This is a genomic window from uncultured Gulosibacter sp. (assembly GCF_963509965.1).
Lineage (GTDB): Bacteria > Actinomycetota > Actinomycetes > Actinomycetales > Microbacteriaceae > Gulosibacter.
Genome location: NZ_CAUPDE010000001.1, coordinates 208,585 through 234,095 on the forward strand (window position 1 = coordinate 208,585; position 25,511 = coordinate 234,095).

Genomic DNA, 25,511 nt, shown 5'->3' on the forward strand with positions numbered 1-25,511 from the left:
AGTTTAGATGGTGGTTTCGACTGCGCCGCCGGTAATGGCTGCGTGTAGGGCCAGGGCTGCCTGATCGGTGAGCGAGGCGACCTGATCGACAACCACTCGGCGACGCTCGTGATCGTTGGCGGCCGCGCGCCATGCCTCACCAAAGGTCGGTTCGAGATACCGGTCGCCGGTGCGCCACAGCTGTTCGAGCAGCTCGTGCAGCAGTTCGCGTTGCCGTGCATAAACCGGTTGGCGCACCGGTAGCGACATCACAAAACCCGCAACCGCTCCCTTGAGCAGCGCTATTTCAGCGGCGATTGTTCGCGGAATCACCACATCGGCCTGGTAGCGCAACAGTCGAGCCTCGGAATCATAGGCCGCGAGCGTCGCGTTGATGGCCGATTGTGCAAAACGGCCAATCAGCTGCGAGGTGAGATTTTTCAGTGCCGCACTGGCCGCCATCGAGCCGTCGAATCGATGCACCCAGTAGGGTTGCCCCACCAGCCGGTCAAGTGCCTGGCCAAGTTCGTCGGCACTGTATTTACCGCCCGACCAGTCTTCGGCACTAAACAGAATCGCGTCACGATTCTCGCTCAGCTCCAGCTCGTGAATTGGCAGATAGCCGGCCACAACCGCGTCTTCGAGGTCGTGCACCGAGTAGGCGATATCGTCACTGAGATCCATCACTTGGGCTTCGATGCATTTGCGTTCGCCGGGCGCTCCGGCTCGCAGCCACGTGAATACCTCGAGGTCGTCGTCATAGACCCCAAATTTACTGGTACCGCGCCGCTCGGCCGCCTCGCGATCCCACGGATACTTGCAGCTGGCATCGAGGCAGGCGCGGGTGAGGTTCAGGCCGAAACTGCGCCCGTTCACGATCACCTTCGGTTCGAGTCGCGCGATCAATCGGAGTGATTGCGCGTTGCCTTCAAACCCGCCGATTGCGGTCGACCATTCGGCCAGTGCACGTTCACCGTTGTGACCGAACGGCGGGTGACCGATGTCGTGAGCAAGGCAAGCAGTATCAACCACATCTGGATCGAGTGCCAGCGAGCTGGCGATCTCGCGCCCCACCTGCGCCACCTCGAGCGAGTGCGTGAGCCGGTTGCGCGCAAAGTCGAGACCAGTTGTCGGTGAGAGCACCTGGGTTTTCTGCGCCAGTCGACGCAGCCCCGAAGAGTGCAGGATACGTGCTCGGTCGCGAGCGAACTCGGTGCGCCGACGGTCTTCGTGATGCTCGGGATGGAAGCGGGCCTGAGCGTGTTCGTCATAACCGGTTTCGGGGCCGGCCAATGGGATGCGTGGCATCGTTACCCTCCCGAGTCATCCAGTTCGGCGTCGGCGAGTCCGCAACGCTCCGCATCGGCCAGTAGCGGTGATGCCAGCCAGCCGTCGGGAAGATGTGCTCGGCGAGCTCGCCCGGCTCGGCCACGCTGACCGGTGGCGCTCTTACCGGGCCACGGTTCATCCGGTAACTGTGCCACTAGCTCACCCAGCTCGGTCAGCGAATCGATCAACGCAAATTCGCGTCGCACCTCACCACCAACCGGATAGCCCTTGAAATACCAGGCAACATGTTTGCGAAAATCGCGGCAGCCACGGAATTCATCCTCAAAAAACTCCACCAGCAGCTCAGCGTGACGAATCATCGCTTCGCCAACTTCTCGCAGCCCCGGCCGGATGCGTTCGGGGCTCCCCGCCAGCGCCGCCTGCAGATCGCCAAACAGCCACGGCCGCCCCAGCACGCCACGGCCCACCATGATCCCGTCGCAGCAGGTTTCGGCCATCATGCGCACACCGTCTTCGGCTTCGAAAATATCGCCGTTACCCAGCACCGGAATCGAGGTGATGTGCTGTTTTAACGTCGCGATCGCCTCCCAATCAGCCTTACCCGAGTACTGCTGCACGAGCGTGCGACCGTGAAGAGTGACAGCCTGCATCCCGCTATCTTCGGCAATCTTGGCGGCGGTGAGATAGGTGAGGTGTTCGTCATCAATCCCTTTGCGGATCTTCACCGTCACCGGGATATTGCCGGCCCGCTTGACTGCTTCGCGGCAAATCGACGCAAAAAGATCCTGTTTCCACGGCAGCGCCGAACCGCCGCCCTTGCGAGTCACCTTCGGCACCGGGCAACCAAAGTTCAGGTCGATGTGATCAACCCGGTTCTCATCCACAAGCTGTTGGACGGCGCGCCCCACGGTTACGGGATCGACGCCGTACAGCTGAATCGAACGCAGCTTTTCGCTGGGATGGTGACGAATCAACCGCATCGTGGTCGGGTTGCGCTCAACGAGTGCCCGGGTGGTCACCATTTCGGTGACATAGAGCCCCGCGCCGTATTCCTGACACAATCGCCGAAACGCCTCATTGGTGATACCCGCCATAGGTGCAAGCACCACCGGTGAGGCAAGCTCAAGCGGCCCGATGCGTAACGGCCGGGCTGAAAACTCCGTGGTTTCGGCACTCAACGTGGCTAGCAACCCCGCAGCCGCTCAGCCAGGTAGCCGTAAAGTTCATCGATGCCAACGCGCTCCTGCGCCATCGTGTCGCGTTCCCGAACGGTCACCGCGCGGTCGTCGAGCGAGTCGAAATCGACAGTGACACAGTACGGGGTGCCGATCTCATCATTGCGGCGATAGCGACGACCGATCGCACCAGCATCATCAAAGTCGATGTTCCAGTTACCGGTGCGCAGCTGCTGCGCCACCTCACGGGCCAGCGGAGTGAGCTTCTCATTTCGTGACAGCGGCAGCACGGCTGCCTTCACCGGCGCTAGACGCGGATCGAGCTTGAGCACAGTGCGCTTGTCGACACCGCCCTTCGAGTTCGGGGCCTCGTCTTCGGTGTACGAGTCGATGAGGAAGGCCATGAGTGAGCGGGTGAGACCGAACGACGGTTCGATGACAAACGGCGTGTACCGTTCACCGGCCGCCTGGTCGAAGTAGGCGAGCTCGGTGCCCGAAGCCTTCGAGTGCGAACCGAGATCGAAGTCGGTGCGATTGGCCACGCCCATCAGCTCGCCCCACTCGCTACTTTGGAAACCAAAGCGGTATTCGAAGTCGATGGTGCGGGCGCTGTAGTGCGCACGCTCGTCTTCTGGTACGTCGAATTGGCGCATGTTCTCGGGGTTGATGCCAAGATCAATGAACCAGTTCCAGCAGGCCTCCACCCACTGGTCGAACTGTGAGGCTGCGTCCTCGGGCTTGACGAAGTATTCGATCTCCATCTGTTCGAACTCACGAGTGCGGAAGATGAAGTTCCCCGGCGTGATTTCGTTACGGAATGACTTACCCACCTGGGCAATACCGAACGGCGGTTTGCGGCGGGCGGTGGTCACCACATTGTTGAAGTTGACGAAAATACCCTGTGCGGTTTCAGGGCGCAGGTAGTGGAGGCCCTCTTCGTCATCGACCGGGCCGAGATATGTTTTCATCAGCCCCGAGAAGTTGCGTGGTTCGGTCCAGTTACCGGGCTGGCCGGTTTCGGGGTCACGAATATCGGCAAGCCCGTTCTCGGGTTCGTGGCCGTGCTTGGCAACATATGCCTCGATGAGGTGGTCCATGCGGTAACGCTTATGGGTGTGCAGCGACTCAACCAGCGGGTCGGTGAAAGTTTCGACGTGGCCCGAGGCCTGCCACACGGCGGTGGGCAGGATAATCGACGAGTCGAGGCCCACCATATCGCCACGGCCGCGCACAAAAGCACGCCACCACTGCTGCTTGATGTTTTCTTTCAGCTCCACACCGAGCGGGCCGTAGTCCCACGCCGACCTAGATCCGCCGTAGATCTCGCCCGACTGATAAACGAATCCACGTCGTTTTGCGAGCGCAATGATCTGGTCGAGTTTCGATGCCGCCATGGTGTGGTGTCTCTCCTGAGCTGTGGCCGGGCGCCGCCGGATGCGGTGCCGGAATCGGCTCTCGTTATCCTAGCTGGCGGCGGCGTGGCCAGCCGCCATCACTCGCTCGTGAGCCGCACATCTCCGACAGGATTCTCGCCCGCAAACTCGGGCTTTCGGGCCACAATACTGGCGGCTTCTTGGCGTGCTGGCTGCTCGGTGGCCAGATGCTGCAGTTCGTTCGGGATGGGCCTGCCGAGTTTGGTCATCACCTGCGCCCACAGCTTGCCCGCGCGGTACGACGAACGCACCAGTGGGCCGGCCATCACAGCCTCGAAACCCAGCTCACGCGCATAATTGGCGAGATCGATGAACTCCTGCGGTTTCACCCACCGATCAATCGGATGATGCAGGCTGCTCGGTCGCAGGTACTGCGTGAGTGTGAGGATATTGACCGAGTGGTCGCGCAGATCCCGCATCGTAGCCTCGATCTCGCCACGCTGTTCACCCATGCCAAGAATGAGGTTCGATTTTGTCACCATGCCGAGTTCGCTAGCACGAGCGAGCATCTGCAGCGATCGCTCATATCGAAACGCTGGCCGAATTTGCTTGAAGATGCGCGGCACAGTTTCGAGGTTGTGCGCAAACACCTCTGGTGCCGCGTCACAAACCGCCTTGATTGGGGCATCGCCACCGCGGAAATCGTCTACCAGTAGCTCCACTCCCGTACCCGGGCTGAGCTGACGAATCTGCCGGCAAGTTTCAGCAAAAAGCCACGATGCTCCATCTTCGAGATCGTCGCGGGCGACCCCCGTCACCGTTGCGTAGCGCAATCCCAGCTCACGCACTGATTCGGCGACCCGACGCGGCTCATCACGGTCGTAGCCGGCGGGTTTTCCGGTGGCAATCTGGCAGAAATCGCAGCGCCGGGTGCAGTGGTCACCACCGATTAGGAAAGTCGCTTCGCGGTCTTGCCAACACTCGTAGATATTCGGACAGCCGGCCTCCTCACACACTGTGTGAAGCCCTCCACTGCGGGCGATATTGCGAACTTCCTGGTACTGCTCACCCACTGCCGCGGTGGTGCGGATCCAGTCGGGTTTGCGTTCGATGGGGGTCTGTTGGTTCTGCGCCTCGATGCGCAGCAGCTTACGGCCATGCGGCTCGATTCGCCCGAGGTTCGTCGCGCTCATGCGATGTCCTTTGTTGGGGCACGGAATCGTGCCAATTGAGTTTCAAGGTGCGGTATCAATCGAGCCGCAACTTCTTCGAGGGTCTGTTCGATCCCGAGATCCCGCATCGACACCACACCCGCATCACGAATACCGCAGGGCACGATTCGGCCGAAGCCGTCCAGGTTGGTGGTGACATTGAGTGCCAGCCCGTGCATGGTGGTGCGGCGGCTAAAGCGCACCCCGATCGCACAGATTTTGCGATCAAACTCCCCGGGCCGCTGAATCCACACGCCGGTGCGACCATCGATGCGGTCGCTTTCGATTCCGTATTCAGCAAGCAGATTAATCACCGATTGCTCGAGTGCGCGCACATAGGCAACCACGTCTTGACGACCATGCACGTTAATGATCGGGTACACAACTAGCTGTCCCGGACCGTGATACGTAACCGATCCTCCGCGATCGATCTGCACCACCGGCACACTTGCATCTGGAATATCTTCCGATTTGGTGCGACTGCCCGCCGTGTACACGGGTTCGAACTCGATGAGCATGAGCGTATCCGGGGCTGTGCCAGCAGCGACGCATTCGTGCAGATCTCGCTGCCGGGCATCCACCATCGCGTAGTCGCTGCGGCCTTCGCTCAAGAGATTCTCAATCTGCACAAGACTCGACCCTAACCGCGTCGAGGCGGAAAACCCTGACCGTCTACTCGGTTTCGGGCTGATCTACCGCGCCACCAAAACGTCGATCACGCCCCGCGTACTGTTCGATGGCCCGCCAAAGATGCTCGCGAGTGAAATCGGGCCAGAGCGTATCGATAAACACGAACTCGGCATAGGCAGACTGCCACAGCAAAAAGTTCGAGGTGCGCTGTTCCCCAGAAGTGCGCACGAACAGGTCGACATCCGGTAACTGCGGCAAGTAGAGGTGCTTCTGCACCGTCCGCTCGGTAATACGGTCGGGATTGATTCTCCCCGCGGCGGCATCGGCGGCGATGGCGCGCATCGCGTCAGTGAGTTCAACCCGACCACCGTAGTTGATGCACATGTTGAGAGTCATGCGGGTGTTGCTGCGGGTCAGCCGTTCAGCCGCGCGCAGATCGCTAATCACGCTGCGCCACAGTTTTGGTTCACGCCCGGCCCACTGCACCCGCACGCCCCACTCATTGAGTTGATTGCGCTGCCGGCGCAGCACCTGCCGATTAAAGCCCATCAAAAACCGCACCTCTTCGGCCGCACGCTTCCAATTCTCGGTTGAAAAGGCATACACCGACAGGTGCTTCACCCCAACCTGCAGGGCCCCGGCAACCACGTCCAAAAGCGCTTGCTCGCCAGCTCGGTGCCCCTCAGTACGAGGTAGTCCCTGGCGATTTGCCCAGCGGCCGTTACCGTCCATCACAAGCGCCACATGCGCGGGCACCTCGGCCGCAGTGAACTCTGGTGGATAAACGCCTGTCCAGTCAACGGGCTTATACACGGATGTAGTGGGAAATGACTCGTTCATCGGTTCCTCAATTGTTCTTGAGCCAAGCCTAGTTTGGGCCGTGCCGTCGAGCAGCATCAGCGATTCTCGTGGCCCGCAAACTGTGTTCGAGATGATGCTCGGCGTAGGCGATGACCACGTCGCCCGCGCGCTCACGCACCACCGTGCCGGAAGCCAACTGCACGCGACGATTTCCTGCAAGCAGGGCCCACAGGTGTCGCATCACCTCGATATCGACGGTCACGGTGGCCCCCACCGCAATTGCGCAGCTGTCGCACACAGCACCACCGGCCGCAAACGAGATGCGAGCGTGCGGGCCGGGCACGTTGCAGCGCGCACACTCGTTGAAGCTCGGCTGCCAGCCGGCAAGTGCGAGCGAACGCAGCAGATATCCGTCCATCACCAGCTGCGCCGGAAGCTCATGTGCGGCTAGATCACGCAAGGTTCCCACCAGCAGCACCCACTGATCTGGCGCTGGAGTTTCGGTGAGCATTTGCAGTGCCGCCTCGGCCACCACCGCGGCAGCGGTGTACGTCTCATAGTCGGCAACAACCTTCGCGGCGAAAGGATGCACGGTCACCGCCTGGGTGACCGTTTCAAGGCCGCTGCGTCTACGGAGATTGCGGGCATACAGTTGCACATCAACAACATTGAAAGGTTCAAGCCGGGCCCCAAACTTAGATGAGGTGCGACGCACTCCGCGGGCGACCGCACGCACCATTCCCCGTTCGCGACCAAATAGAGTAATAATGCGGTCAGCCTCACCCAGAGGCGCCGCCCGCAGCACCACGACCTCATCCGCATACACCGGCATCTAACCAGTATCGCCCGTGGTCGTCGCGGCCGAGTAAGCCGCGCCCGATTTGCCCGCCATAGCCTGCCACTCACTGCGAGTGCCCCAACCGAACGGAAGACTGGTTTGCAACCGAATCTCTTGCACGAGCTGCCAGCGATTCCGCTGTGGCTCGACCTCACGGCGGTAGCTTTCGGTGCGCTTTCTGCCTCGGCTACCGCTGAGAGACTGCAGCGACGGGGGCGGCGAATCGACTGGCTGGGGGTCGCTATCCTCGGCGTTTCAGTTGGTCTCGGTGGCGGTTTCATGCGCGACCTGCTGCTGGGCGTACCGCCAGCCACCATCCAAAACAATTGGTATGTGCTCACCGCCGCGCTCGCGGCGCTGTGCGGTATGTGGTTGTCGCACGCACTCAAGCGCATCAATATGGTCGTCACCGTACTCGACGCAATGTCGCTTGGCGTGTTTGCTGTCGTTGGCACCTCGAAGGCAATCGGTTACGGGGTCGAACCGCTACCGGCGATCATGATCGGCACGGTGGCCGCCGCTGGTGGGGGCGCCGTGCGTGATCTCCTGCTGCAGGTACCGGTGGGCGTGTTGTACGCGGGCACGTTCTATGCCGCTGCTGCGTTCTTCGGCGCCGCCTCGTATGTTGCGCTCGATCTGCTGGGTGTTACGAGCGTTGCCGGCATGATCGTGTGTTTTGCGGTGACCGTCGCGATCCGGATGGCCAGTGTGTGGTGGGGGCTATCGCTTCCCGAACAAATGGCACTGCGACTACCTCAGCGAGCACGGGAGCACGGTCGCAATCGGGTGCTGCTGCGTGGGTGCAAACACGGCTCGACACCTTCCACGCGACCAATCACGACCACCGAATCGGTGCGTAAACGAAAGCACCGCCCCAAGACCGACTAAATGCGCCTGCCGACTGCCGTTCATGCAGTGTCTGCGTGCAATGCTGTCGATGGCGAGCGGTTGTGCTGGAACGGTAGAACCAGCACAACCGCTCGGTGGTCGAGGGCTATGCCGTTGTTTTCACCTCGACTACGCCGTCACGAATCGCGCGGTTCATACCCGAAACGATCGCTTTGAGCGACGAGGTTGAGATGTCTGGATCGATGCCCACACCCCAAAGGCGCGTGTCACCGATTTCGATCTCAACGTATGCCGCCGCAAGCGCGTCGCCAGATGCCGACAGGGTGTGCTCGACGTAGTCAAACAGGCGAACGCCATAGCCGCGCTCGTTGACCGCGTTCAAGAAGGCATTAATCGGGCCGTTACCGCTGGCGGTCACAACACGGGTTTCGTCACCGTTGCGGAGCTTGACGTCCAGCTGCGTGGTTCCGTCCATCTCGGTCGAGGTGCGGGTGCCAAAAATTTCAATCTGGCCCCAACGCTGGTCGGCAGTCTCGCTGGGCAGGTATTCGTCTTGGAAGATCTTCCAAATCTCGGCTGCCGAAACTTCGCCGCCCTCGGTATCGGTACGCTGCTGCACGAGCTGCGAGAACTCAATCTGCAGCCTGCGCGGCAGGTCGAGGTTGTGGTGCTCTTTCAGCAGATAGGCCACACCTCCCTTACCCGACTGCGAGTTGACGCGGATAACCGCTTCGTAGGTTCGACCCAGATCGTGCGGGTCGACCGGCAGGTAGGGAACCTGCCATTCGATCTCGTTGACGGACTTGCCCTCGGCTTCGGCTCGGGCTTCGATCGCTTCGAACCCCTTCTTGATGGCGTCTTGGTGCGACCCAGAAAATGCCGTATACACGAGGTCACCGCCCCAGGGCGTGCGCTCACCAACACGCAACTGGTTGCAGTATTCGACCGTGCGACGAATCTCATCGATATTGCTGAAGTCGATCTGCGGGTCGATACCCTGCGTGAACAGGTTCACGCCCAGGGTCACCAGGTCGACGTTACCGGTGCGCTCACCATTACCGAACAGACACCCCTCGATACGATCGGCTCCCGCGAGGTATCCGAGTTCGGCAGCGGCAACAGCGGTGCCTCGGTCGTTGTGCGGATGCAGTGACAGTAGAATCGAGTCACGGCGAGCGAGGTGACGGTTCATCCACTCGATCGAGTCGGCGTACACGTTCGGAGTGGCCATCTCGACGGTTGCCGGCAGGTTGATGATCATCTTGTGCTCGGGGGTGGGGTCGAACGCTTCGATCACCGCGTTGCAGACCTCAACGGCGTAATCGAGTTCGGTGCCGGTATAGCTTTCTGGCGAGTATTCCCAGTAAATGTCGGTGCCCTCGGCCAGGTGCGCAAAGCGCTGACACATGCGCACCCCCTCGAGCGCGATCTGTTTAACTCCCTCGCGGTCTTGTCGGAAGACCACTTCGCGCTGCAGCGCCGAAGTCGAGTTGTAGAGGTGCACGATGGCGCGCTTTGCGCCCCGCAGCGATTCAAAGGTGCGCTTGACCAGGTGTTCGCGGGCCTGGGTGAGCACCTGGATGGTGACATCGTCTGGAATCAGGTCTTCATCGATCAGCTGGCGGATGAAGTCGTAGTCGGTCTGGCTTGCCGACGGAAAACCGACCTCGATCTCTTTGTATCCCATCCGAACGAGTAGTTCGAACATGACCTTCTTACGTTCGGGCGACATCGGATCGATAAGCGCCTGGTTACCATCACGCAGGTCAACCGCGCACCAGCGGGGAGCCTCGGTGATCACTCGGTCGGGCCAAGTGCGATCAGGCAGGGTGACTCCGAACTGATCGTGGTACGAACGATAACGATGCACTGGCATCGTTGATGGTTGCTGAAAGTTCTGCATTTTTCACTCTCTGCACTGCCGACACGGATACCGACAGCGACTTCTCTTTCGCCGGCACCTGTAGGGCGTCAGTTAACTCGCTCCAGATGCATCTGGCTGGTTCTGTTTCCGATTGCTGTTCAAACTGGCCTAAGCCAACGACACACTCCGCGACGAGGAAGGCTTAGTTACTAAGCCTCGTCGCGGCAACGAAGAAGAAGGGTGCCGTTTCGGAACATGTCGCCATCCTAGCACTGCTGTGGCCGGGCCCACCCGCGAGGGATCTAGAGCAGGCCGTGTTCGTAGGCGTACACCACCAGCTGCACGCGGTCACGCAGCGATAGTTTCGCGAGGATGCGCGAAATATGCGTCTTAACGGTCGCTTCCGAGAGAAACTCTTTCGCGGCAATTTCACTATTCGACATGCCTTTGGCTGCCAGAAAGAACATTTCTCGTTCGCGCTCGGTGAGTGTGGCGAACTCTTCGGGTTCGCCACCGAGACGGCCCGGTGCCTGCGAAAATCGGCGGATGAGGTCGGCGGTCGCCTGTGCCGCGAACACTTCTGAACCCGAGTGCACGGTGCGGATAGCTGCCAGGAGAAACTCTGGATCAGCGTCTTTGAGCACAAATCCGGATGCACCAACGGCAACGGCCCGCACCACCGCTTTGTCGAGATCAAAGGTGGTCAGTACGAGCACCCGGGTATCGAGCCCACGCGCGACAATCTGCTGGGTTGCTTCGATGCCGTCCATATTTGGCATTCGCACATCCATCAGCAGCACATCCGGCTTCACCGTCGCAGCCAGCCGAATCGCCTCGATCCCATCACCGGCCTCACCAACGAATTTCATATCGGGCTGACTCTCAATCAGCATCCGAATACCACCGCGGAAAAGCTGCTGGTCGTCAACGAGCGCAACAGTAATTGGGGTTCCCGAAACGGGAGTCGAGGTGGTCACGTGGTTCTCCGTCCTGATCGGTACGCCGAAATATCCACGTTCATTTTCGCATGCCGACCCGCTACCTTGCAGTCGAGCCGCCTCGCTAGCGATTGTTTGTGGTGTGTTTGGGTGGTGCCTGCCGCTCGAGCGACGCCGAGATCGTGGGGGCGGCAAATCTCGAGGTTAAGTCACGGTTATCGGTGACCAGACTGGCTCCCTGGAATGGTACTCGTGCGCGCACCACGAATTGATTTCTTTCGGTACCCGCACTCACCAGTCCACCAATCACCAGGATGCGTTCGCGCATCCCGATCAATCCGTGGCCGGCACCCGAGAGCCTCGGTGCGCGAGTGGTGAGGTCATTGCGCACCGTAATGTCGAGGGCACTACCCCAGTCGAGTTGCACCGTGGTTGGTTTGCGACCGTCCCCATACTTGAGCGAGTTGGTGAGTGCTTCCTGGATGAGTCGGTACACCGCAAGCTGTGTTGCCGCGCCGAGCGACCCGCGCTGACCGGTCTCAGAAATGGTGACCTGCAAACCGGCGGTGCGTAGCCGTTCGATGAGACTGTCGAGATCGGCCATCGATTGTTGCGGGCCGCTCGGTTGCGTGTGGCGTAGCTGAGCCAACAGCGCTCGCACTTCGACAAGCGCCGAGCGCGCCGTATCGGCAATAGTGCCGAGCACCTGCGCCGACTTTGCGGGGTCGGTCTTGGCCAGGTAGCGAGCGCCGTCAGCCTGGGCCACCACCACCGCGAGCGAGTGAGCCACCACATCGTGCATATCGCGTGCAATCTGGTGTCGCTCTTGCTCGACCACAAGTTTTTCGCGGCTGCGCTCATATTCGAGTTCTACCAGCTGTGCTGCGTGGGCTGTTTCGCGGCTGAACACCTGCACCCGCTGCACGAGACCCGCGAGCCAGAACATTCCGGCAACGGCAGTAATTGGCAGCCCCAGGTACAGCAGCGACTGCACAAACTCACCGAAGTCGCCGATACCCCGGCCGGTGAAATTGCCAATCAAGATGAGGTCGGAACGCGGGAACATGGCCAGGTGCAGCGCATAGATGATCGGATAGGTAACCGATGCCAGCGCACTCGTCACAAATCCGCGGCGGTAGGCTTGCGCCGCGCAGGTGTAGTAGACCATCAACAGGCCTATGTCGTTACCGTGCGGAGGCGCACCGGTAACGAGCTTGACCAAGAAACCGATCGACACGATCGTGAACGCGATCTCGGGCGAGATTCTCCGCAGCAGCATTCCGGCTGTAAAAAACGGCCAGGTGGCGGCCACTGCCCAGTCGAAATAGAAGCTCCAGTCGCTACTGAGCACAAACGGGAAGCCCACGGTGAGCATCAATGCGAGACCGACCACAAGATCGGTGATCCATACCTCCCGCGGTTGTGGTCGGATATAGGCGCGCAGATAATCAATCATGATGTTCAGCAGCCACCATGGTTAAAAGCCGAGTTTGCCGAGCTGTTTTGCGTCGCGCTGCCAATTGTTCGCGACTTTCACGTGCAGTTGCACGCGCACTTTCTCGCCCGCAATGGCCGAAATCTGTTTCGCTGCGCGTTGCCGCACACGCTTGAGGCGACTGGCTCGGTGACCGATCACAATCCCCTTTTGGCTCTCACGTTCGACAAACAGGCTCGCATACAGCTCGAGTGCGCCGTCCTCGTCCTCGTCAATATCGTCAATCAGCACGGCAATTGAGTGCGGTAGTTCCTCGTGCACACCCTCGAGCGCGGCTTCGCGAATCAGTTCTGCCGCCCGCTGCTCAAATGTCTCCTCAGTGATCATGTCATCGGGGTATAGCTGCGGTGACTCTGGCATGGCAGCCAGCAGCTCTCCGACGAGCGGTTCGAGATTGAAATGCTCGAGCGACGATACCGGCACAATCGCATCCCAATCGCGCAGTTCTGAAACGGCCACGAGTTGTGCACCGACTTTTGCTTTTGCGACCGTGTCACATTTGGTCACAATCGCTATCTTGCGCGCCTGTTTCGCGGTATTGAGCTGTTCGTTAATGAATCGGTCACCGGGACCAATTGGTTCGCCCGCGGGTACACAAAAGCCGATCACGTCTACGTCGGGGAGCACTTGTTCAACCAGGTCGTTAAGGCGCTGCCCCAGTAGGGTGCGGGGTCGATGAATACCGGGAGTGTCGACGATGATGAGCTGCCCGTTGGGACGGTGCACGATGCCCCGCACCGTGCGCCGGGTGGTCTGCGGTTTCGATGAGGTGATGACAATCTTCTCACCCACTAGCGCATTAGTCAGCGTTGACTTTCCCACGTTCGGACGGCCAACAAAAGTGACGAACCCAGCCCGATACGCCTCGGGATTTGTTTCAGTCATAGCCCCACTCTCTGTCTGAGTTAGCAATCACTTCGGGTTGCGATGCTCGCACGCCGCGGGTGGTTCGGTGGTTATCGGTCAATTATGCGCCGAGTTCACCACTTCGCGGGTGTCGGGTGCGGCGCGGCTCGGTGGTGCCATATCCCTCATCAAGCACGTGCTCGAGCGAATCAGGCAGCTCGCCATACTCGTCGGCAGCGTCAGGGTCACCCACTGAGCGCACCAGCACGGTCGTCACGCGCCGCCGGCGACCGCTCCGCTCAGCGCGCAGCTCGAGCCCGTGCGTCACCACCGTATCGCCAGGCTCAGGCACTTTGCCGAGTTCTTTACCCAGCAGCCCACCCACCGAATCAACATCGTCATCCTCAAGCTCAATGTCGAATAGCTCCCCCAGCTCGCCGGTAGACATGCGTGAGGGCACTCGCAGCGACCCATCCGCAACCAACTCTGTCTCATCACCACCGCGGTCGTACTCATCGTCTATATCGCCAACGATTTCTTCGATCAGGTCTTCCATTGACACCAGCCCCGCTACCCCGCCATATTCGTCAATCACGATGGCGAAGTGCACGCTCTCGCGGCGCATACGCTGCAACAGGTCGTCGGCGGGCAGCGACTCGGGCACGATTAGCGCCGGTCGCAGATGCTCGGTAATCCCGGCATTACGGTCGCCCTGTTCGTCAAGCAGATAGCGCGACAGGTCTTTCTGATAGGCGATACCGCGCACATCGTCACCGTCGCGGCCAATCACCGGAACTCGTGAAAACCCGGCGTTAAACATAATCTCGAGGGCTTCGGCCACGGTTGATTCCGCATCCACCGAGACCATATCGGTGCGAGCCACCATGAGTTCGCGCGTGTAGTGATCACCAAAGGTAACCACTGAGTGGATGAGTTCACGATCATCTTCATCAAACACCGCAAGTTCGGTGGCTTCATCAACCATCGACAGCAACTGTTCTTCCGAGGTGAGCCGGCCCGCGCGCGCCGGCCGGCCGGGGGTAACCGCATCACCGATGGTGACCAGCAGGTCGGCAATCGGCCCCACCACCACTCGACAGCCGCGAATCAGCCAAGCGGTGAATCGCAAAGTAGCTTCGGGATGTGCCCGACCGATTGACCGCGGGCTTGAGCCGGTCACTACAAACCCAACCACGAGCATCACGGCGCTCGCGAGCACGAACGCCACGAGATCGTCATCGAGCGCCCTTGCCACCGCGATAGCCACGGCGACGCCGGCCATTGTCTCAAGCGCGACTCGAGTGAACACAATTGCTGTTGCATGCGCGCCAATATCGGTGGCGACGTGCTGGGCCGCTCCGGGGCGGCGCTGTAGTTCAGCAACCTCTTCAATATCTGAACGCGAAAGTGAGCCAAGCGCGGCCTCGGCTGCTGACAGCGTGGCGGTGACGGGAACCACCGCAACTGCGATCGCTGCGATCAGTATCCAGATCACCGGCGGTGCCCTCCCCGCCGCTCCGATTCGGCGAAACTAGCGAGCAGCTCTGCCTGTAGCGCAAACATTTCGCGATGTTCTTCTGGCTCGGCGTGATCAAAACCCAGCAGATGCAAGGTGCCGTGGGTCACCAGCAACAAAATCTCATCGATCGGGGTGACCCGGTGCTCAAGCGCCTGCGCTTGCGCTACCTGCGGGCACACCACCACATCTCCCAGCAGCCCCGGCGGGGTGCGACGCTCAATCGATCCGGGCCGCAACTCGTCCATCGGAAAACTCAGCACATCTGTGGGACCGGGTTCGTTCATCCACTGCACGTGCAGCTCTTCCATCGGGCCCACATCAACAAAAACAATATTGAGTTCGGCATCGGGATGGATAAAGAGCCTGTCGAGCACATGCGTGGCGAGCCGCAAAATCAGTGCCTCGTCAACGGCCATATTTGATTCATTGTTGATTTCGATACTCATCGCTAGTTCTTTCGCCGCGAACGCTGAGCGGCGGTACGCTGCTGCCGCGTATCCCATGCCGTGTAGGCATCAACGATCTCACCGACAAGCGTGTGTCGCACCACGTCCTCGCTCGTGAGCCGAGCAAAGTGCACATCCTCGATATTTCCAAGCACCGATGAGGCATGTTTGAGGCCTGAGGCACCGCCAGGTAGGTCGATCTGCGTGATGTCGCCGGTGACCACCATCTTCGACCCAAAGCCCAGCCTCGTGAGGAACATCTTCATTTGTTCTGGAGTGGTGTTTTGTGCCTCATCCAGAATGACAAACGCATCGTTGAGTGTGCGCCCACGCATATAAGCCAGTGGCGCCACCTCAACAACGTTGGTGGCCATGAGTTTCACCACAAGATCGGGGTCAAGCATTTCTTGCAGAGCATCAAAGAGCGGCCGCAGATAGGGGTCGATCTTGTCGTTGAGCGTGCCGGGCAAAAAACCAAGCCGCTCCCCCGCCTCAACCGCCGGTCGGGTGAGAATCAACCGCGCTACCTCCTTGCGCTGCAACGCTTGCACGGCTTTGGCCATTGCCAAATAGGTCTTCCCCGTGCCCGCCGGCCCAATACCGAAGGTGATGGTGTGCTCGTCAATCGCGTCAACATAGCGCTTTTGCCCCAGTGTTTTGGGGCGAATCGTCTTTCCGCGCGAAGAAACAATAGCCTCACCAAGCACCTGTGCTGGGGCCGGTGCGCCCGGAGTCGCCAACAGCTTCGCGCTGCGAGACACCTGCTCGGGCTCTACCGGAATACCTTGACGGGCCAATTCGAGCAGCTCGTCAACGAGCTGTTGGGCGGCTTTTACCTCGTCTTCGGCGCCGCGAAAGGTGAGTTCGTTACCGCGGGCCAACACGGTAACTCGAGGGTGTTCACGTTCGACCGTTTTCAGCAAACGGTCGCCGGGGCCGAGCAGCTGCACCATTGGCACACTCTCAACCACCACTGTTCGTTCGATAAGTTCTTCTTCGCGCGTGGTGAATCGCTGATTCGCAGAATTAGGCAAGTGATCCCTCTTCAAGGCCACCGGCGAGCACATGCGCGTGCACGTGGAACACGGTCTGCCCACCGCCGGCACCGGTGTTGAATACAAGTCGAAAGTCACCATCCGCGTGTTCGGTGGCGATCTGTTTGGCAACCGTAACCACGTGCGCAAGCAGCTGCGCATCGCCGCTGGCGAGTTCGGTTACGTCACGGTACTGTTCGGTTTTTGGCACCACGAGCACGTGCAGCGGCGCCTGCGGAGCAATGTCGCGGAACGCGATCACCCGATCGTCTTCAAACACGATGTCGCTGGGGATTTCGCGCTGGATAATTCGAGTAAAAATGCTGGGCTGGGTCATGGCTTCGAGTCTAGTTGGCTCCGCCATATGAACCGCAGAACGCCGATCTCGAAAGCCATTACCAGTGGCCAAGTTTGACCTGTAACACCGCGATAGCGGCCGGACCAGCCGTTGAGCTGCGTAGCACTTCATTGCCGAGACGAACTCGCTGCGCGCCAAACTGTGTAAACTCATCGAGTTCGTGCGGCTCAATACCACCCTCGGGGCCCACGACGAGCACGACATCGTCGCCGGTGCAATCAATCTCGCTCAGCCGTTTTTCAGCTCGCGGATCGAGCACGAACACCTGTGCAGCAGGCATCCGCTGCATGAGTTGCGGCACGCTCACTGCAAGTTCGGCAACGGCAGGTAGTCGTGATGCCAGTGATTGCTTCGCGGCCTCGCGGCAGATACTCGCCCAGCGATCTCGCTGCCGGGCCACCTTCTCACCACGCCACTGCGAAACCGAGCGGTGCGCCTGCCACGGTGTTACCGAACTGACACCGAGTTCTACCGCGGCCTGCACCGCCATCTCGTCACGGCCGCCTTTGGCAAGCGCTTGCACCAGGTGGATGCGCGGATTCGGCTCAGCGTCCCGCGTCACCTCGAGCACGTGCACTTCGAAAGCGCTTGGCGACACGGCAATAGTTTCACACACCGCGCGCATGCCCTGCCCGTTCAACAGTTCAATCTGTTCACCCACCCGCAGGCGCGCTACTTTCACCGCGTGTCGCGCCTCATCACCGTCAACGGTGATTTGCTCGCCGGCAGCGGTATCGGCGAGCCACTCCACCAGATACGCGTGTGCCATTAGCGCCCGAATCGTTCCCGCATCTTCGAGAACAAACCGTGTTTCGTGGCTGCGAGTTTAGGTTTGGCTGAATTGCGGTCGCGTTCGGCAAACTCGCGCAGCAGCTGCTTTTGTCGGCCATCGAGCTTCGTCGGAGTGATCACCTGCACGGTTACCTTCACATCACCGCGCTGGGTCGATTGTAGGCGGGTGATGCCGCGCCCAGCCACGGTGAGCACCTCGCCCGACTGTACTCCGGCGGGGATATCGAGTTCGATATCCCCGCCGAGTCCCGGCAGCGTAACGTGCGCGCCGAGCACCGCGTCAACCATGCCCACTTCGAGCAGGCATTCGAGATCGTCGTCCGAACGATGCCAAACCTCATGATCGCGAACCCGAATCTCAAGATACAGATCGGCATTGGTGCCACCCGCGGGGCCTGCCTCCCCCTGACCGGGAAGCCGGATACGCAGACCAGAGTCAACGCCCGCGGGAACATCAACCGGAATCGTGGTGCGCGCCCGCACTCGACCCTGGCCGTGGCAGGTGTTGCAGTGTTTGTCGATCACCGTGCCGTAGCCGTGGCAGGTGCCGCACGGTGAGGCGGTGATCACCGGCCCGAGCACCGAACGCACCTGGCGGCGCACCTCACCGGCACCGCCACATTCTGAACAGGTCTTCGGTGACACGCCGTCGGCGCAGCAGGTCCCGTCACAATCGGGGCAGCGTTCAGCGGTGTTGACCTCAATATCGCGGTGCGTGCCAAACATCACCTCGTGCAGGTCGAGATCGACGTGCACCAGCGCATCCTGTCCGCGCTGCGCACGCGACCGCGGACCGCGACCACCCGCTGCACCACCAAAGAAAGCGTCGAAAATATCACCAAAGCCGAAGCCGCCGCCGGCGCTCGGTCCGGCATCGTACTGTCGCCGGCGCTGCGGGTCACCGAGCGTGTCGTAGGCCGCGGTTACATCCTTGAACTTCTCGGCAGCTTCTGGTGACGGGTTCACATCGGGATGCAGCTGCCGCGCAAGCTTGCGATAGGCCCTCTTGATTTCGTCCTGGCTCGCATCACGGGCAACACCGAGGGTTTCGTAGAAATCTGCCAAGTTAAACGGCTCCTCATAACTGTGGTTGAAAGGGGGTGCAACGTTCGGTCTACAGTGCGGAGCGGATCAATCGTGGATGTCGTCGATCAGCCGCGAGAGATATCGGGCAACCGCACGCACCGCGGCAATATTGTTTGAGTAGTCCATTCGTGTTGGGCCCAGAAGTCCCACGCGCGCCGCACCACCCTCCGCTCGATACTGGGTCGCTACCACGCTCGCCTCTTCAAGCGTGGCGTCTTCATGTTCGTGACCGATAGATACCGCCACCTCGCGGTCGTTGATATCGAGTTCGGTGAATAGGCGAAGCAGCACCACCTGCTCTTCGATAGCTTCCAAAAGCGGCAGGATGGTCGAAAAGTCTCGTTCTGAACGTGCCAGGTTTGCGGCACCCGCGATCACTAGGCGGTGATGCTGATTCGCCAGCACCTGGTCAACGAGTGCGGCGGCCAGCGGGGTGCCCGCTGCCACATCTTCAGGTGTGAGAAACTCATCGGGGTTGCGCAGCAGCGCCGCCGCATCCCGGAGCGGTTTGCCCACCAGCTGTTCGTTGAATCGATCCCGCAACCGAGTAAGCAGCTCGGCAGTGGCGGGCGCGGGCAGTTCGGTAATACGCTGCTCGACGCGACCGCTATCGGTAATCAGCACCGTGAGCACCCGCCGCTCGTGCAGCGGCACGAGCTCAATACGGTGCACATCAGTGTTTAACAGCGACGGCAGGTGTCCAATGGCAACCGATCCCGTGAGCTGAGCGAGCATTCGCACCGATCGGTCAAGCAATTGCTCGGGGTCGAGAGTGCCGGCCATAAATTGCGAAATCGCCCGACGTTGCGCCGGTGATAGCGGGCGCACCTCGGCCAACCGGTCAACGAACACGCGGTACCCCTTGTCGGTCGGGATACGTCCCGACGAGGTGTGCGGGGCCGTGATGAGTTCAGCCTCTTCGAGCACCGACATATCGTTTCGAATCGTTGCCGCCGACACATTAAATCCGTGCCGATCAACAATCCGTTGCGACCCTACCGGTTCGCTGGTGGCCACATAGTCCCCGACAATTGCGCGCAGCACCTCGAGGCTCCGCTCGGTAATCATCAGTTCACCACCGTTCTGAGTTTGCACTCCAACACGTTGACTGCCAATTGTACGCCGCCAGATGGGTACATTGGCCGTTTCGCTGCCCGCGTAACTGACAACTGGGCTCGCTGCTCGACACACTGCTCGTGTTAGCTGTAACGAAACCGATCCGCAGCGGAAGGACAATTCAAGATGACTTCGACTCCCGACCAGTCGCAGCCCGGCAACGGCTCCCAGCCGCAGACCCCCTACGGCGTCGGCCAGCACGGTCAGCCGGGTCAACCGCCATCGACGAACCCCAATACCTCGCTCATCTGGGGCCACCTGTTGAACCTCGTCTCGGTGATCGGCCCGCTCGTGTACTGGCTCGCAACGCGCGAAACCAGTGAAGCTCACGACCGCGAGGGGAAAGAGGCCCTCAATTGGGGCATCACCGTGACAATCGCCTCGATTGCCTGCGGCATACTCTCCGTCATCCCGGTTATCGGCGGGATCATAGGCGGCATCCTGCTCAGTGCCGTGTGGCTAATCAATGTCATCTTCGCGATCTACGCGACCATTGAAACCAGCAACAACGGCGGCTACCGCTACCCGTTCACATTGAACCTCGTGCAGTAGTCACCGCACACTTCACAAAGTGGGTCGCGAACTCGACAGTTCGCAACCCATTTTTGTGTATTTCACCCCATCATTATGAGTAATGGCACGAGTATGTCTAGGCGAGGGTGCGCGCCACCACGTCTGCCAGCAGCCGTCCGCGCAGCGTCAGTACGATCCGGCCCCGCATCGCCGCCGCCGCATCCACCAACCCATCAGCAATGAGTTCTGGCACGCGCGAACGGTCAGGTAGCTCGATAACCGGCAACCCCTCGCGCAACCGGGTACGTAGCAGCACCCGCTCAAGGGTGCGTTCTTGCGCGCCGAGCACCTCCCTACCCTGAGCGGGTGAGACTCCCGCTGTGAGCCGGTCACCATATGCGGCCGGGTGCTTCACGTTCCAAAACCTTACTCCGTCAACGTGGCTGTGCGCGCCGGGCCCGAAACCCCACCAATCGGTGTCGTGCCAGTAGGCCAGATTATGTCGCGACGGATGTTTACCGCCGAGCGACCAGTTTGAGATCTCGTACCATTCGAATCCGGCCTCGCCCAATCGCGCATCAGCGAGTTCATACATATCGGCCTGCAGATCATCGCTAACCGGGGCGAGTTCGCCGCAGCGGATGCGCCGAGCCAGGGCCGTGCCGGGCTCCACGATGAGCGCATACGCAGAAATGTGGGTGGGTTCTAGGGCAATTGCCGCCTTCAGCGAACACTCCCAATCGGTGAGTGTTTCTCCGGGGGCACCGTAGATGAGGTCGACCGAGGTTTCCAATCCGGCCGCTTTCGCCGCTGCCACCACCTCGGGCACCCGTTCGGGTGTGTGCGTGCGATCGAGCGTTGCGAGCACGCTCGGCACAGCCGACTGCATTCCAAAACTCACCCGGGTTACACCGCCAGCGCGCAGTGCGGCAAGTTTTTCGGCATCCACGGTGTCGGGATTCGCTTCGACGGTCACCTCGGCATCCGAAGCAATGCCAAACGTGTCGCGCAGCGCCCACAGCACAGCAATCAGATCGTCGGCGGGTAGGAGTGTCGGTGTACCGCCGCCGAAAAAGACGGTCGAAAGCGGTTCGTGATGTCCCGCGCGTTTCAGCACACCGTGCGCCAGTGCGATCTCGCGTAGCACCGAATCAGCGTAGTTACCGCGACTCACCGAACCGAGCTCTTCAGCGGTGTAGGTGTTGAAATCACAGTAGCCGCAGCGCACCCGACAAAACGGAATATGCACATAGGCACCGAACTGGCGACCCGCCGACACTGATTCTAGCGGTAGCGCACCGTCGGCGGGTACCGGTTCTCCCACCGGCGGCGAGCTAGGGGGCAACGCGACCGTTCTTGTCGAAGGCCTCGGCCGTTACCGGCATCAGTTCGCGCCAGAACGATTCCATTTTTTCGGCCACCATCTCGATCTCTCGCTGTGGGAATGACGGGAACGTTGAGTCGTCTCGCTTGGTGCGCAGCGAGAGAAAGTTCATCAACGAACGCGAGTTCATGGTGACGTACATGCTCGAGTAGATGTTCACTGGCAATACCGAACGGGCCACCTCGCGTGCAACCCCTGCCGCAAGCATCCGCTGATACGACTCATACGAACGGATAGACGACTCGCGAATTTCGAGTTCTACCAGCTCGTGCTGTTCGGGGGTGCCGGGAAAGAATTCGTACTTACCGGGGCGCCCCTCCTGCACGAGCATACGGTCGCGGTTCGGCACGTAAAACACCGGACGCAGCTGCCGATAGCGGCCCGACTCTTCGTTATAGCTTGCCATCCGGTGTCGTTGAAACTCACGGAACACAAAAATTGGCGCGGAAACATAGAACGTCATTGAGTTGTGCTCGAACGGAGTGCCGTGCCGGTCGCGCATCAAAAAGTTAATGAGCCCGAGGTCACGTTTGGCGAGCTCTCCCGATTCCGTGGCCTGCGCATCAGTTACCAGGGTCTGCTCACCCACCGTCGAGACGCGGGCCGAGTACAGCACATCGCTATCACTTGCCTGGGCACGAACCAACTCAACAGTTACATCATCACGGAATTCAATCGCGTCACTCACGCCCACAGCCTACCCTGCCTGTTGGCGCTCGGCATGCTCCAAGCTGATCGCCTGCCGCATTGCGGCACGGGCACGATGCGAGTCACCCGCCGCTCGGTAGGCGAGCGAAAGCCGTGCCCACGCAGCCCACGCTTGTGGAGTTGCCTCTACCTCGTTCTTCCACCGTTCGAAGTCAGCATCGGCAGCTTGACGTACCACACGCCCGCTGGGGCGCTTTGGCAGGTCGTCTTCGGGCAGTTCATGGGCCTCGGCCAGCTGTTGCAACAAACGATTTCCTTGCATCGCAAACAGCAAATCGCGCGCGACAAACACCGCACCAAACAGCGGAAAAACGATAAGCGCCGCACCCATAATGATCGCGACAGGGTCGCCCGAGGTTAGGAGCCCCCAGGAGATTCCGACAACCACAACCAGATATAGAGCGGTGAGTAGCGTGACAAATAGTACGCCCCACATGGCCGGTGGCCAACGTTTCATTGGGCGTCGCTCCCCCGCGCGTCACGGCCATTAAGCCCCAGCAGTTGTTCGAGCCCGACGGTTACTCCGCGCACCTGAGGCGCAGCGTGCAGCGCCCTAGTAATGCCGTAGGCATAGGCGTCGGCTGAGAGGGTTTCATGGCGGATCTCGAGCGTTTCACCCACACCGCCGAAGATCACACGCTGGTCGGCAACAACCCCACGCAATCGTAACGAGTGAATGGGCACTCCGGCGACCACTTCGCCCCGAGCCCGCTGCTGCACAAACGGTGGCGCAAGCGGTGTTTGGCGTGCGTGAGCAATTGCCTCGGCGGTACGCACCGCGGTGCCCGAGGGCGAGTCAATTTTGCCATCGTGATGTGACTCAATGATTTCCACCGATTCAAAGAGCTTCGCCGCCACTATCGCAAGCTGAGTGCCAAGCACCGACCCGATCGAAAAATTGGGCACGATAATAACGCCTCGGTCGGCTGGCAAGCGCGATTCGAGTTCGGCAATGCGATCACTATTCCAGCCGCTGGTGCCGACAACCACGTTACTGCCGTGGTGCACTGCAAAATCGACCACGCGGCGGGATACCTCATAGTTCGTAACATCAATCACCACGTCGGCGCCGAGCATCTCATCGAGGTCACTTGAGCTATCAAGCTGCGCGTGCAGCGCAAACTCGTCGCTCTGTGCAATCAGGTCGCTGATCAGCCGCCCCATCCGTCCGGTGGCGCCGGTAATGGCAATTGAAATGGTCATGTTTTTTAGCCTAGGCCCTCACTACCTGCCGCACGGCGCACTCGACAGCACCACTAGATAGCCGGAAACCACGACAGTCCGGTTCGCTCCGTCGGCGGCAGATGAGACACGTCCCCAAATAGCACCAGCTCACTCGGTTTTCCGCTGCGCAGGCGAATCACCGTCAGCGCGCAATTACCGGTGCCGAGCGCGAGCCAGCGCCATTTGGGAAGCTCCAGGGTGCGGCGCACAAACTCACCGATGACAAAATTGTGAGTCACCAGCAGCGTGTGCCGGTCTTCTCCCGAGCGAGTCAACCAGGTTTCGGCAGCATCATGCATCTGCGCTTCCCCTGCCTCGATATCTTCCTCGCTGACCCCCGAGAAGAAAGTTTCATAAACCTCGGGTGCGCCCTCACCCGATGAAGGGATGCAGTCAAACAGCAGATTTGAGCGCTCGATCGCTGGCCCCTGCGTGTAGTTGTCTAAGATCGCGGCGGTCTCCACCGCGCGTTCCAGTGGCGAGGTAAACGCCTCATCAAAGGGCACCTGCCGCAACCGGGCGCCGAGCGCGTGGGCCTGACTCTGACCGCGCGGCGACAGCGGACCTTCATCTATGCCGAACTCGGCATTCTCCTGCTGCCCGTGACGAACCAGATACAGGTAGTGGCTCATAGTGTCTGCTCCAAACGAGTTCTTGCGGCCGCTGCGAGCGGACCGATCACCGACACCGTGCACAGATTTGCAACCAAATCTTGGGCGAGGGCCTGCACCTCTTCGCGCGTCACCGTTTCGAGCCGGGCCACCGCAACATCGAGGTCGCCAAACTCGCCGAGCACCGTTTCGGCGCGGCCCAGCCGATGCATCCGGGTGACATTTGATTCGAGTGCCAGCGCGCCGGCACCGGCGCCGGATGACACAGCATCGGCTAGCTCACTTTCACTCACCCCGTCATCGGCAATTCGCTGCAGCTCGGCAACGGCCACATCCACTGCCTCAGCGGCTCGGTCGGGACGGCATCCCACGTAAACACCGCCAATACCGGCATCGGTGTGCCCGGCGCAAAATGAATGCACCGCGTAAGCAAGCCCGCGCTTCTCGCGAACTTCTTGAAACAACCGTGAGGCCATACCGCCACCGAGTATGTGGTGCAACATCGCATTGGCGGTGCGGCGCTCATCGGTGGCGTGGATGCTGGCTCCAGCGATCACGATATTGGTCTGTTCGAGCGCGCGGTCGATATGCGTGAACCCGCCAGCCGGGCGCACGAGCGCCCCGCTACGACGCGCCACCGGCGACTGCCCGGTAGCAGACGACCATCCACCCGCTTCGAGCCCGGCAGTAAGAATCTCGAGAGCATGATCATGATCGACACGTCCGGCGATGGCGACAACGAGCCGGTGCGGCTCATAGTTGCGGCGATAGAAGTCGTAGACCTCATCGCGATTCACGGCCGAGATCGAATCGACGGTGCCAGCAATCGGGCGGCCGAGGGGATGCTCACCAAAGTGGGTGGCCCACGCCGTGTTCCAGAGCACATCAATGGGGTCGTCGTCGCTCATCGCGATCTCTTCGAGGATCACCCCGCGCTCGGTGGCAAACTCTGTCGCATCCAGCAGCGATGAGGTGATCATATCGGCGAGCACGGTCAGCGCCATCGGCAGATCGTGATCGCGCACCCGGGCGTGATAGTAGGTCTGTTCGCGCGATGTGGCCGCGTTAAAGTCACCGCCGACACGTTCAAACTCGGCAGCCACATCACGTGCGGTACGGCTGGGGGTGCCTTTAAACAGGAGGTGTTCGAGGAAGTGGCTTGAACCATACTCGGCACCCGATTCATCGCGAGAGCCAAGCGGAACAAAAAATCCGACCGTTGCCGAGGCAGCACCTGGCACATCTTCGGTGATGAGTCGCAGGCCGTTCTGCAGCACCGATCGACGCAGCCGGGCACCACCGGCAACCTCGGTGTCGATTTCGGGAAGCGAGAGCGGGAGTTCAATGGGCGTAGTCATGATGATCGGCGATCAGCCTACCCGCAGCCCTCGACATTCGCCCCATACATCTCCAGGATTCATAGATTCCCGC

26 protein-coding genes are annotated in these 25,511 nt (G+C 60.5%); 2 read left to right on the plus strand and 24 right to left on the minus strand.

Annotated features, from left to right (window positions below; all coding sequences use genetic code 11):
• Window positions 1–3 precede the first annotated feature (3 nt).
• The 7 genes from RQ865_RS00980 to recO form a co-directional block, all read right to left on the minus strand.
• Window positions 4–1,287 carry a deoxyguanosinetriphosphate triphosphohydrolase gene (locus RQ865_RS00980; protein ID WP_311476700.1) on the minus strand — a complete coding sequence of 428 codons (1,284 nt, stop codon included), beginning with the start codon at window positions 1,285–1,287 and terminating at the stop codon, window positions 4–6.
• Between the two features lie 2 nt (window positions 1,288–1,289).
• On the minus strand, window positions 1,290–2,447 hold the full coding sequence (gene dusB, locus RQ865_RS00985; RefSeq protein WP_311476702.1) for a tRNA dihydrouridine synthase DusB: 1,158 nt from the start codon (window positions 2,445–2,447) through the stop codon (window positions 1,290–1,292).
• A 5-nt stretch (window positions 2,448–2,452) separates the two neighbouring features.
• Entirely contained in the window at window positions 2,453–3,838 is a 1,386-nt protein-coding gene (locus RQ865_RS00990; protein ID WP_311476703.1) for a glycine--tRNA ligase, read from the minus strand.
• 98 nt (window positions 3,839–3,936) lie between these two features.
• Complete coding sequence (gene lipA / locus RQ865_RS00995) at window positions 3,937–5,010, minus strand: lipoyl synthase (RefSeq protein WP_311476704.1); 1,074 nt, start codon at window positions 5,008–5,010, stop codon at window positions 3,937–3,939.
• A complete protein-coding gene (lipB, locus tag RQ865_RS01000) occupies window positions 5,007–5,720 on the minus strand; it encodes a lipoyl(octanoyl) transferase LipB (protein ID WP_311477036.1) in 714 nt (237 codons plus the stop codon). The genes lipA and lipB overlap by 4 nt, the downstream gene beginning before the upstream one ends.
• Window positions 5,701–6,498, minus strand: a complete 798-nt coding sequence (locus tag RQ865_RS01005; protein WP_311476705.1) for an isoprenyl transferase — start codon at window positions 6,496–6,498, stop codon at window positions 5,701–5,703. Before RQ865_RS01005 ends, lipB begins: the two co-directional genes overlap by 20 nt.
• A 28-nt stretch (window positions 6,499–6,526) precedes the next feature.
• Window positions 6,527–7,291 (minus strand): DNA repair protein RecO, encoded by a 765-nt coding sequence (recO, locus tag RQ865_RS01010; protein ID WP_311476706.1) that lies wholly within the window; start codon window positions 7,289–7,291, stop codon window positions 6,527–6,529.
• 105 nt (window positions 7,292–7,396) lie between these two features.
• Here recO and RQ865_RS01015 point away from each other — a divergent pair, with 105 nt between their 5' ends.
• Window positions 7,397–8,185: a TRIC cation channel family protein gene (locus RQ865_RS01015; RefSeq protein ID WP_311476713.1), complete on the plus strand. Its 789-nt coding sequence runs from the start codon at window positions 7,397–7,399 to the stop codon at window positions 8,183–8,185.
• Between the two features lie 106 nt (window positions 8,186–8,291).
• Here RQ865_RS01015 and leuA read toward each other — a convergent pair whose 3' ends face one another.
• The 11 genes from leuA to hrcA all read right to left on the minus strand — a co-directional run bounded on the left by leuA (window position 8,292) and on the right by hrcA (window position 19,592).
• A complete protein-coding gene (gene leuA, locus RQ865_RS01020; RefSeq protein ID WP_311476715.1) occupies window positions 8,292–10,049 on the minus strand; it encodes a 2-isopropylmalate synthase in 1,758 nt (585 codons plus the stop codon).
• Window positions 10,050–10,312: 263 nt separating this feature from the next.
• A complete protein-coding gene (locus RQ865_RS01025) occupies window positions 10,313–10,987 on the minus strand; it encodes a response regulator transcription factor (protein ID WP_311476716.1) in 675 nt (224 codons plus the stop codon).
• Window positions 10,988–11,072: 85 nt separating this feature from the next.
• On the minus strand, window positions 11,073–12,404 hold the full coding sequence (locus RQ865_RS01030; RefSeq protein WP_311476717.1) for a histidine kinase: 1,332 nt from the start codon (window positions 12,402–12,404) through the stop codon (window positions 11,073–11,075).
• Window positions 12,405–12,425: 21 nt separating this feature from the next.
• Window positions 12,426–13,328: a GTPase Era gene (gene era / locus RQ865_RS01035; protein WP_311476718.1), complete on the minus strand. Its 903-nt coding sequence runs from the start codon at window positions 13,326–13,328 to the stop codon at window positions 12,426–12,428.
• An 82-nt stretch (window positions 13,329–13,410) separates the two neighbouring features.
• A complete protein-coding gene (locus RQ865_RS01040) occupies window positions 13,411–14,784 on the minus strand; it encodes a hemolysin family protein (protein WP_311476720.1) in 1,374 nt (457 codons plus the stop codon).
• Window positions 14,781–15,254: an rRNA maturation RNase YbeY gene (gene ybeY / locus RQ865_RS01045; RefSeq protein ID WP_311476721.1), complete on the minus strand. Its 474-nt coding sequence runs from the start codon at window positions 15,252–15,254 to the stop codon at window positions 14,781–14,783. The genes RQ865_RS01040 and ybeY overlap by 4 nt, the downstream gene beginning before the upstream one ends.
• 2 nt (window positions 15,255–15,256) lie before the next feature.
• Window positions 15,257–16,207, minus strand: a complete 951-nt coding sequence (locus RQ865_RS01050; RefSeq protein WP_311477038.1) for a PhoH family protein — start codon at window positions 16,205–16,207, stop codon at window positions 15,257–15,259.
• A 73-nt stretch (window positions 16,208–16,280) separates the two neighbouring features.
• Window positions 16,281–16,625: a histidine triad nucleotide-binding protein gene (locus RQ865_RS01055; protein ID WP_311476723.1), complete on the minus strand. Its 345-nt coding sequence runs from the start codon at window positions 16,623–16,625 to the stop codon at window positions 16,281–16,283.
• A 58-nt stretch (window positions 16,626–16,683) separates the two neighbouring features.
• On the minus strand, window positions 16,684–17,415 hold the full coding sequence (locus RQ865_RS01060) for a 16S rRNA (uracil(1498)-N(3))-methyltransferase (protein WP_311476725.1): 732 nt from the start codon (window positions 17,413–17,415) through the stop codon (window positions 16,684–16,686).
• Window positions 17,415–18,503: a molecular chaperone DnaJ gene (gene dnaJ, locus RQ865_RS01065; protein ID WP_311476726.1), complete on the minus strand. Its 1,089-nt coding sequence runs from the start codon at window positions 18,501–18,503 to the stop codon at window positions 17,415–17,417. The genes RQ865_RS01060 and dnaJ overlap by 1 nt, the downstream gene beginning before the upstream one ends.
• A gap of 66 nt (window positions 18,504–18,569) precedes the next feature.
• Window positions 18,570–19,592 (minus strand): heat-inducible transcriptional repressor HrcA, encoded by a 1,023-nt coding sequence (hrcA, locus tag RQ865_RS01070; protein WP_311477040.1) that lies wholly within the window; start codon window positions 19,590–19,592, stop codon window positions 18,570–18,572.
• A 174-nt stretch (window positions 19,593–19,766) separates the two neighbouring features.
• Here hrcA and RQ865_RS01075 point away from each other — a divergent pair, with 174 nt between their 5' ends.
• A complete protein-coding gene (locus RQ865_RS01075; protein WP_311476727.1) occupies window positions 19,767–20,192 on the plus strand; it encodes a DUF4870 domain-containing protein in 426 nt (141 codons plus the stop codon).
• 97 nt (window positions 20,193–20,289) lie between these two features.
• On the opposite strand, the gene hemW is transcribed toward RQ865_RS01075, so the two are convergent.
• Genes hemW through RQ865_RS01105 form a run of 6 tightly spaced genes read right to left on the minus strand, consistent with a single transcriptional unit; the run spans window position 20,290 to window position 25,438 of the window.
• Window positions 20,290–21,477, minus strand: coding sequence for a radical SAM family heme chaperone HemW (gene hemW, locus RQ865_RS01080; RefSeq protein ID WP_311476728.1), 1,188 nt, complete (start codon window positions 21,475–21,477; stop codon window positions 20,290–20,292).
• A 10-nt stretch (window positions 21,478–21,487) separates the two neighbouring features.
• Window positions 21,488–22,225: an FAD-dependent thymidylate synthase gene (gene thyX / locus RQ865_RS01085; protein WP_311476730.1), complete on the minus strand. Its 738-nt coding sequence runs from the start codon at window positions 22,223–22,225 to the stop codon at window positions 21,488–21,490.
• Between the two features lie 9 nt (window positions 22,226–22,234).
• Window positions 22,235–22,702: a hypothetical protein gene (locus RQ865_RS01090; RefSeq protein ID WP_311476732.1), complete on the minus strand. Its 468-nt coding sequence runs from the start codon at window positions 22,700–22,702 to the stop codon at window positions 22,235–22,237.
• Window positions 22,699–23,448, minus strand: a complete 750-nt coding sequence (gene dapB / locus RQ865_RS01095) for a 4-hydroxy-tetrahydrodipicolinate reductase (RefSeq protein ID WP_311476733.1) — start codon at window positions 23,446–23,448, stop codon at window positions 22,699–22,701. The genes RQ865_RS01090 and dapB overlap by 4 nt, the downstream gene beginning before the upstream one ends.
• A 53-nt stretch (window positions 23,449–23,501) precedes the next feature.
• Window positions 23,502–24,101, minus strand: a complete 600-nt coding sequence (locus RQ865_RS01100; protein WP_311476735.1) for a histidine phosphatase family protein — start codon at window positions 24,099–24,101, stop codon at window positions 23,502–23,504.
• On the minus strand, window positions 24,098–25,438 hold the full coding sequence (locus tag RQ865_RS01105) for a pitrilysin family protein (protein ID WP_311476737.1): 1,341 nt from the start codon (window positions 25,436–25,438) through the stop codon (window positions 24,098–24,100). Before RQ865_RS01105 ends, RQ865_RS01100 begins: the two co-directional genes overlap by 4 nt.
• Window positions 25,439–25,511: the final 73 nt, after the last annotated feature.

Coding starts and splice junctions, on each gene's coding strand:
- RQ865_RS00980 (WP_311476700.1), bottom strand. CDS start 1,287: ATGCCACGCATCCCATTGGCCGGCCCCGAAACCGGTTATGACGAACAC.
- RQ865_RS00990 (WP_311476703.1), bottom strand. CDS start 3,838: ATGGCGGCATCGAAACTCGACCAGATCATTGCGCTCGCAAAACGACGT.
- lipA (WP_311476704.1), bottom strand. CDS start 5,010: ATGAGCGCGACGAACCTCGGGCGAATCGAGCCGCATGGCCGTAAGCTG.
- RQ865_RS01005 (WP_311476705.1), bottom strand. CDS start 6,498: ATGAACGAGTCATTTCCCACTACATCCGTGTATAAGCCCGTTGACTGG.
- recO (WP_311476706.1), bottom strand. CDS start 7,291: ATGCCGGTGTATGCGGATGAGGTCGTGGTGCTGCGGGCGGCGCCTCTG.
- leuA (WP_311476715.1), bottom strand. CDS start 10,049: ATGCAGAACTTTCAGCAACCATCAACGATGCCAGTGCATCGTTATCGT.
- RQ865_RS01030 (WP_311476717.1), bottom strand. CDS start 12,404: ATGATTGATTATCTGCGCGCCTATATCCGACCACAACCGCGGGAGGTA.
- era (WP_311476718.1), bottom strand. CDS start 13,328: ATGACTGAAACAAATCCCGAGGCGTATCGGGCTGGGTTCGTCACTTTT.
- ybeY (WP_311476721.1), bottom strand. CDS start 15,254: ATGAGTATCGAAATCAACAATGAATCAAATATGGCCGTTGACGAGGCA.
- RQ865_RS01050 (WP_311477038.1), bottom strand. CDS start 16,207: ATGGTGCAGCTGCTCGGCCCCGGCGACCGTTTGCTGAAAACGGTCGAA.
- RQ865_RS01055 (WP_311476723.1), bottom strand. CDS start 16,625: ATGACCCAGCCCAGCATTTTTACTCGAATTATCCAGCGCGAAATCCCC.
- RQ865_RS01060 (WP_311476725.1), bottom strand. CDS start 17,415: ATGGCACACGCGTATCTGGTGGAGTGGCTCGCCGATACCGCTGCCGGC.
- hrcA (WP_311477040.1), bottom strand. CDS start 19,592: ATGATTACCGAGCGGAGCCTCGAGGTGCTGCGCGCAATTGTCGGGGAC.
- RQ865_RS01075 (WP_311476727.1), top strand. CDS start 19,767: ATGACTTCGACTCCCGACCAGTCGCAGCCCGGCAACGGCTCCCAGCCG.
- RQ865_RS01090 (WP_311476732.1), bottom strand. CDS start 22,702: ATGAAACGTTGGCCACCGGCCATGTGGGGCGTACTATTTGTCACGCTA.
- dapB (WP_311476733.1), bottom strand. CDS start 23,448: ATGACCATTTCAATTGCCATTACCGGCGCCACCGGACGGATGGGGCGG.
- RQ865_RS01100 (WP_311476735.1), bottom strand. CDS start 24,101: ATGAGCCACTACCTGTATCTGGTTCGTCACGGGCAGCAGGAGAATGCC.
- RQ865_RS01105 (WP_311476737.1), bottom strand. CDS start 25,438: ATGACTACGCCCATTGAACTCCCGCTCTCGCTTCCCGAAATCGACACC.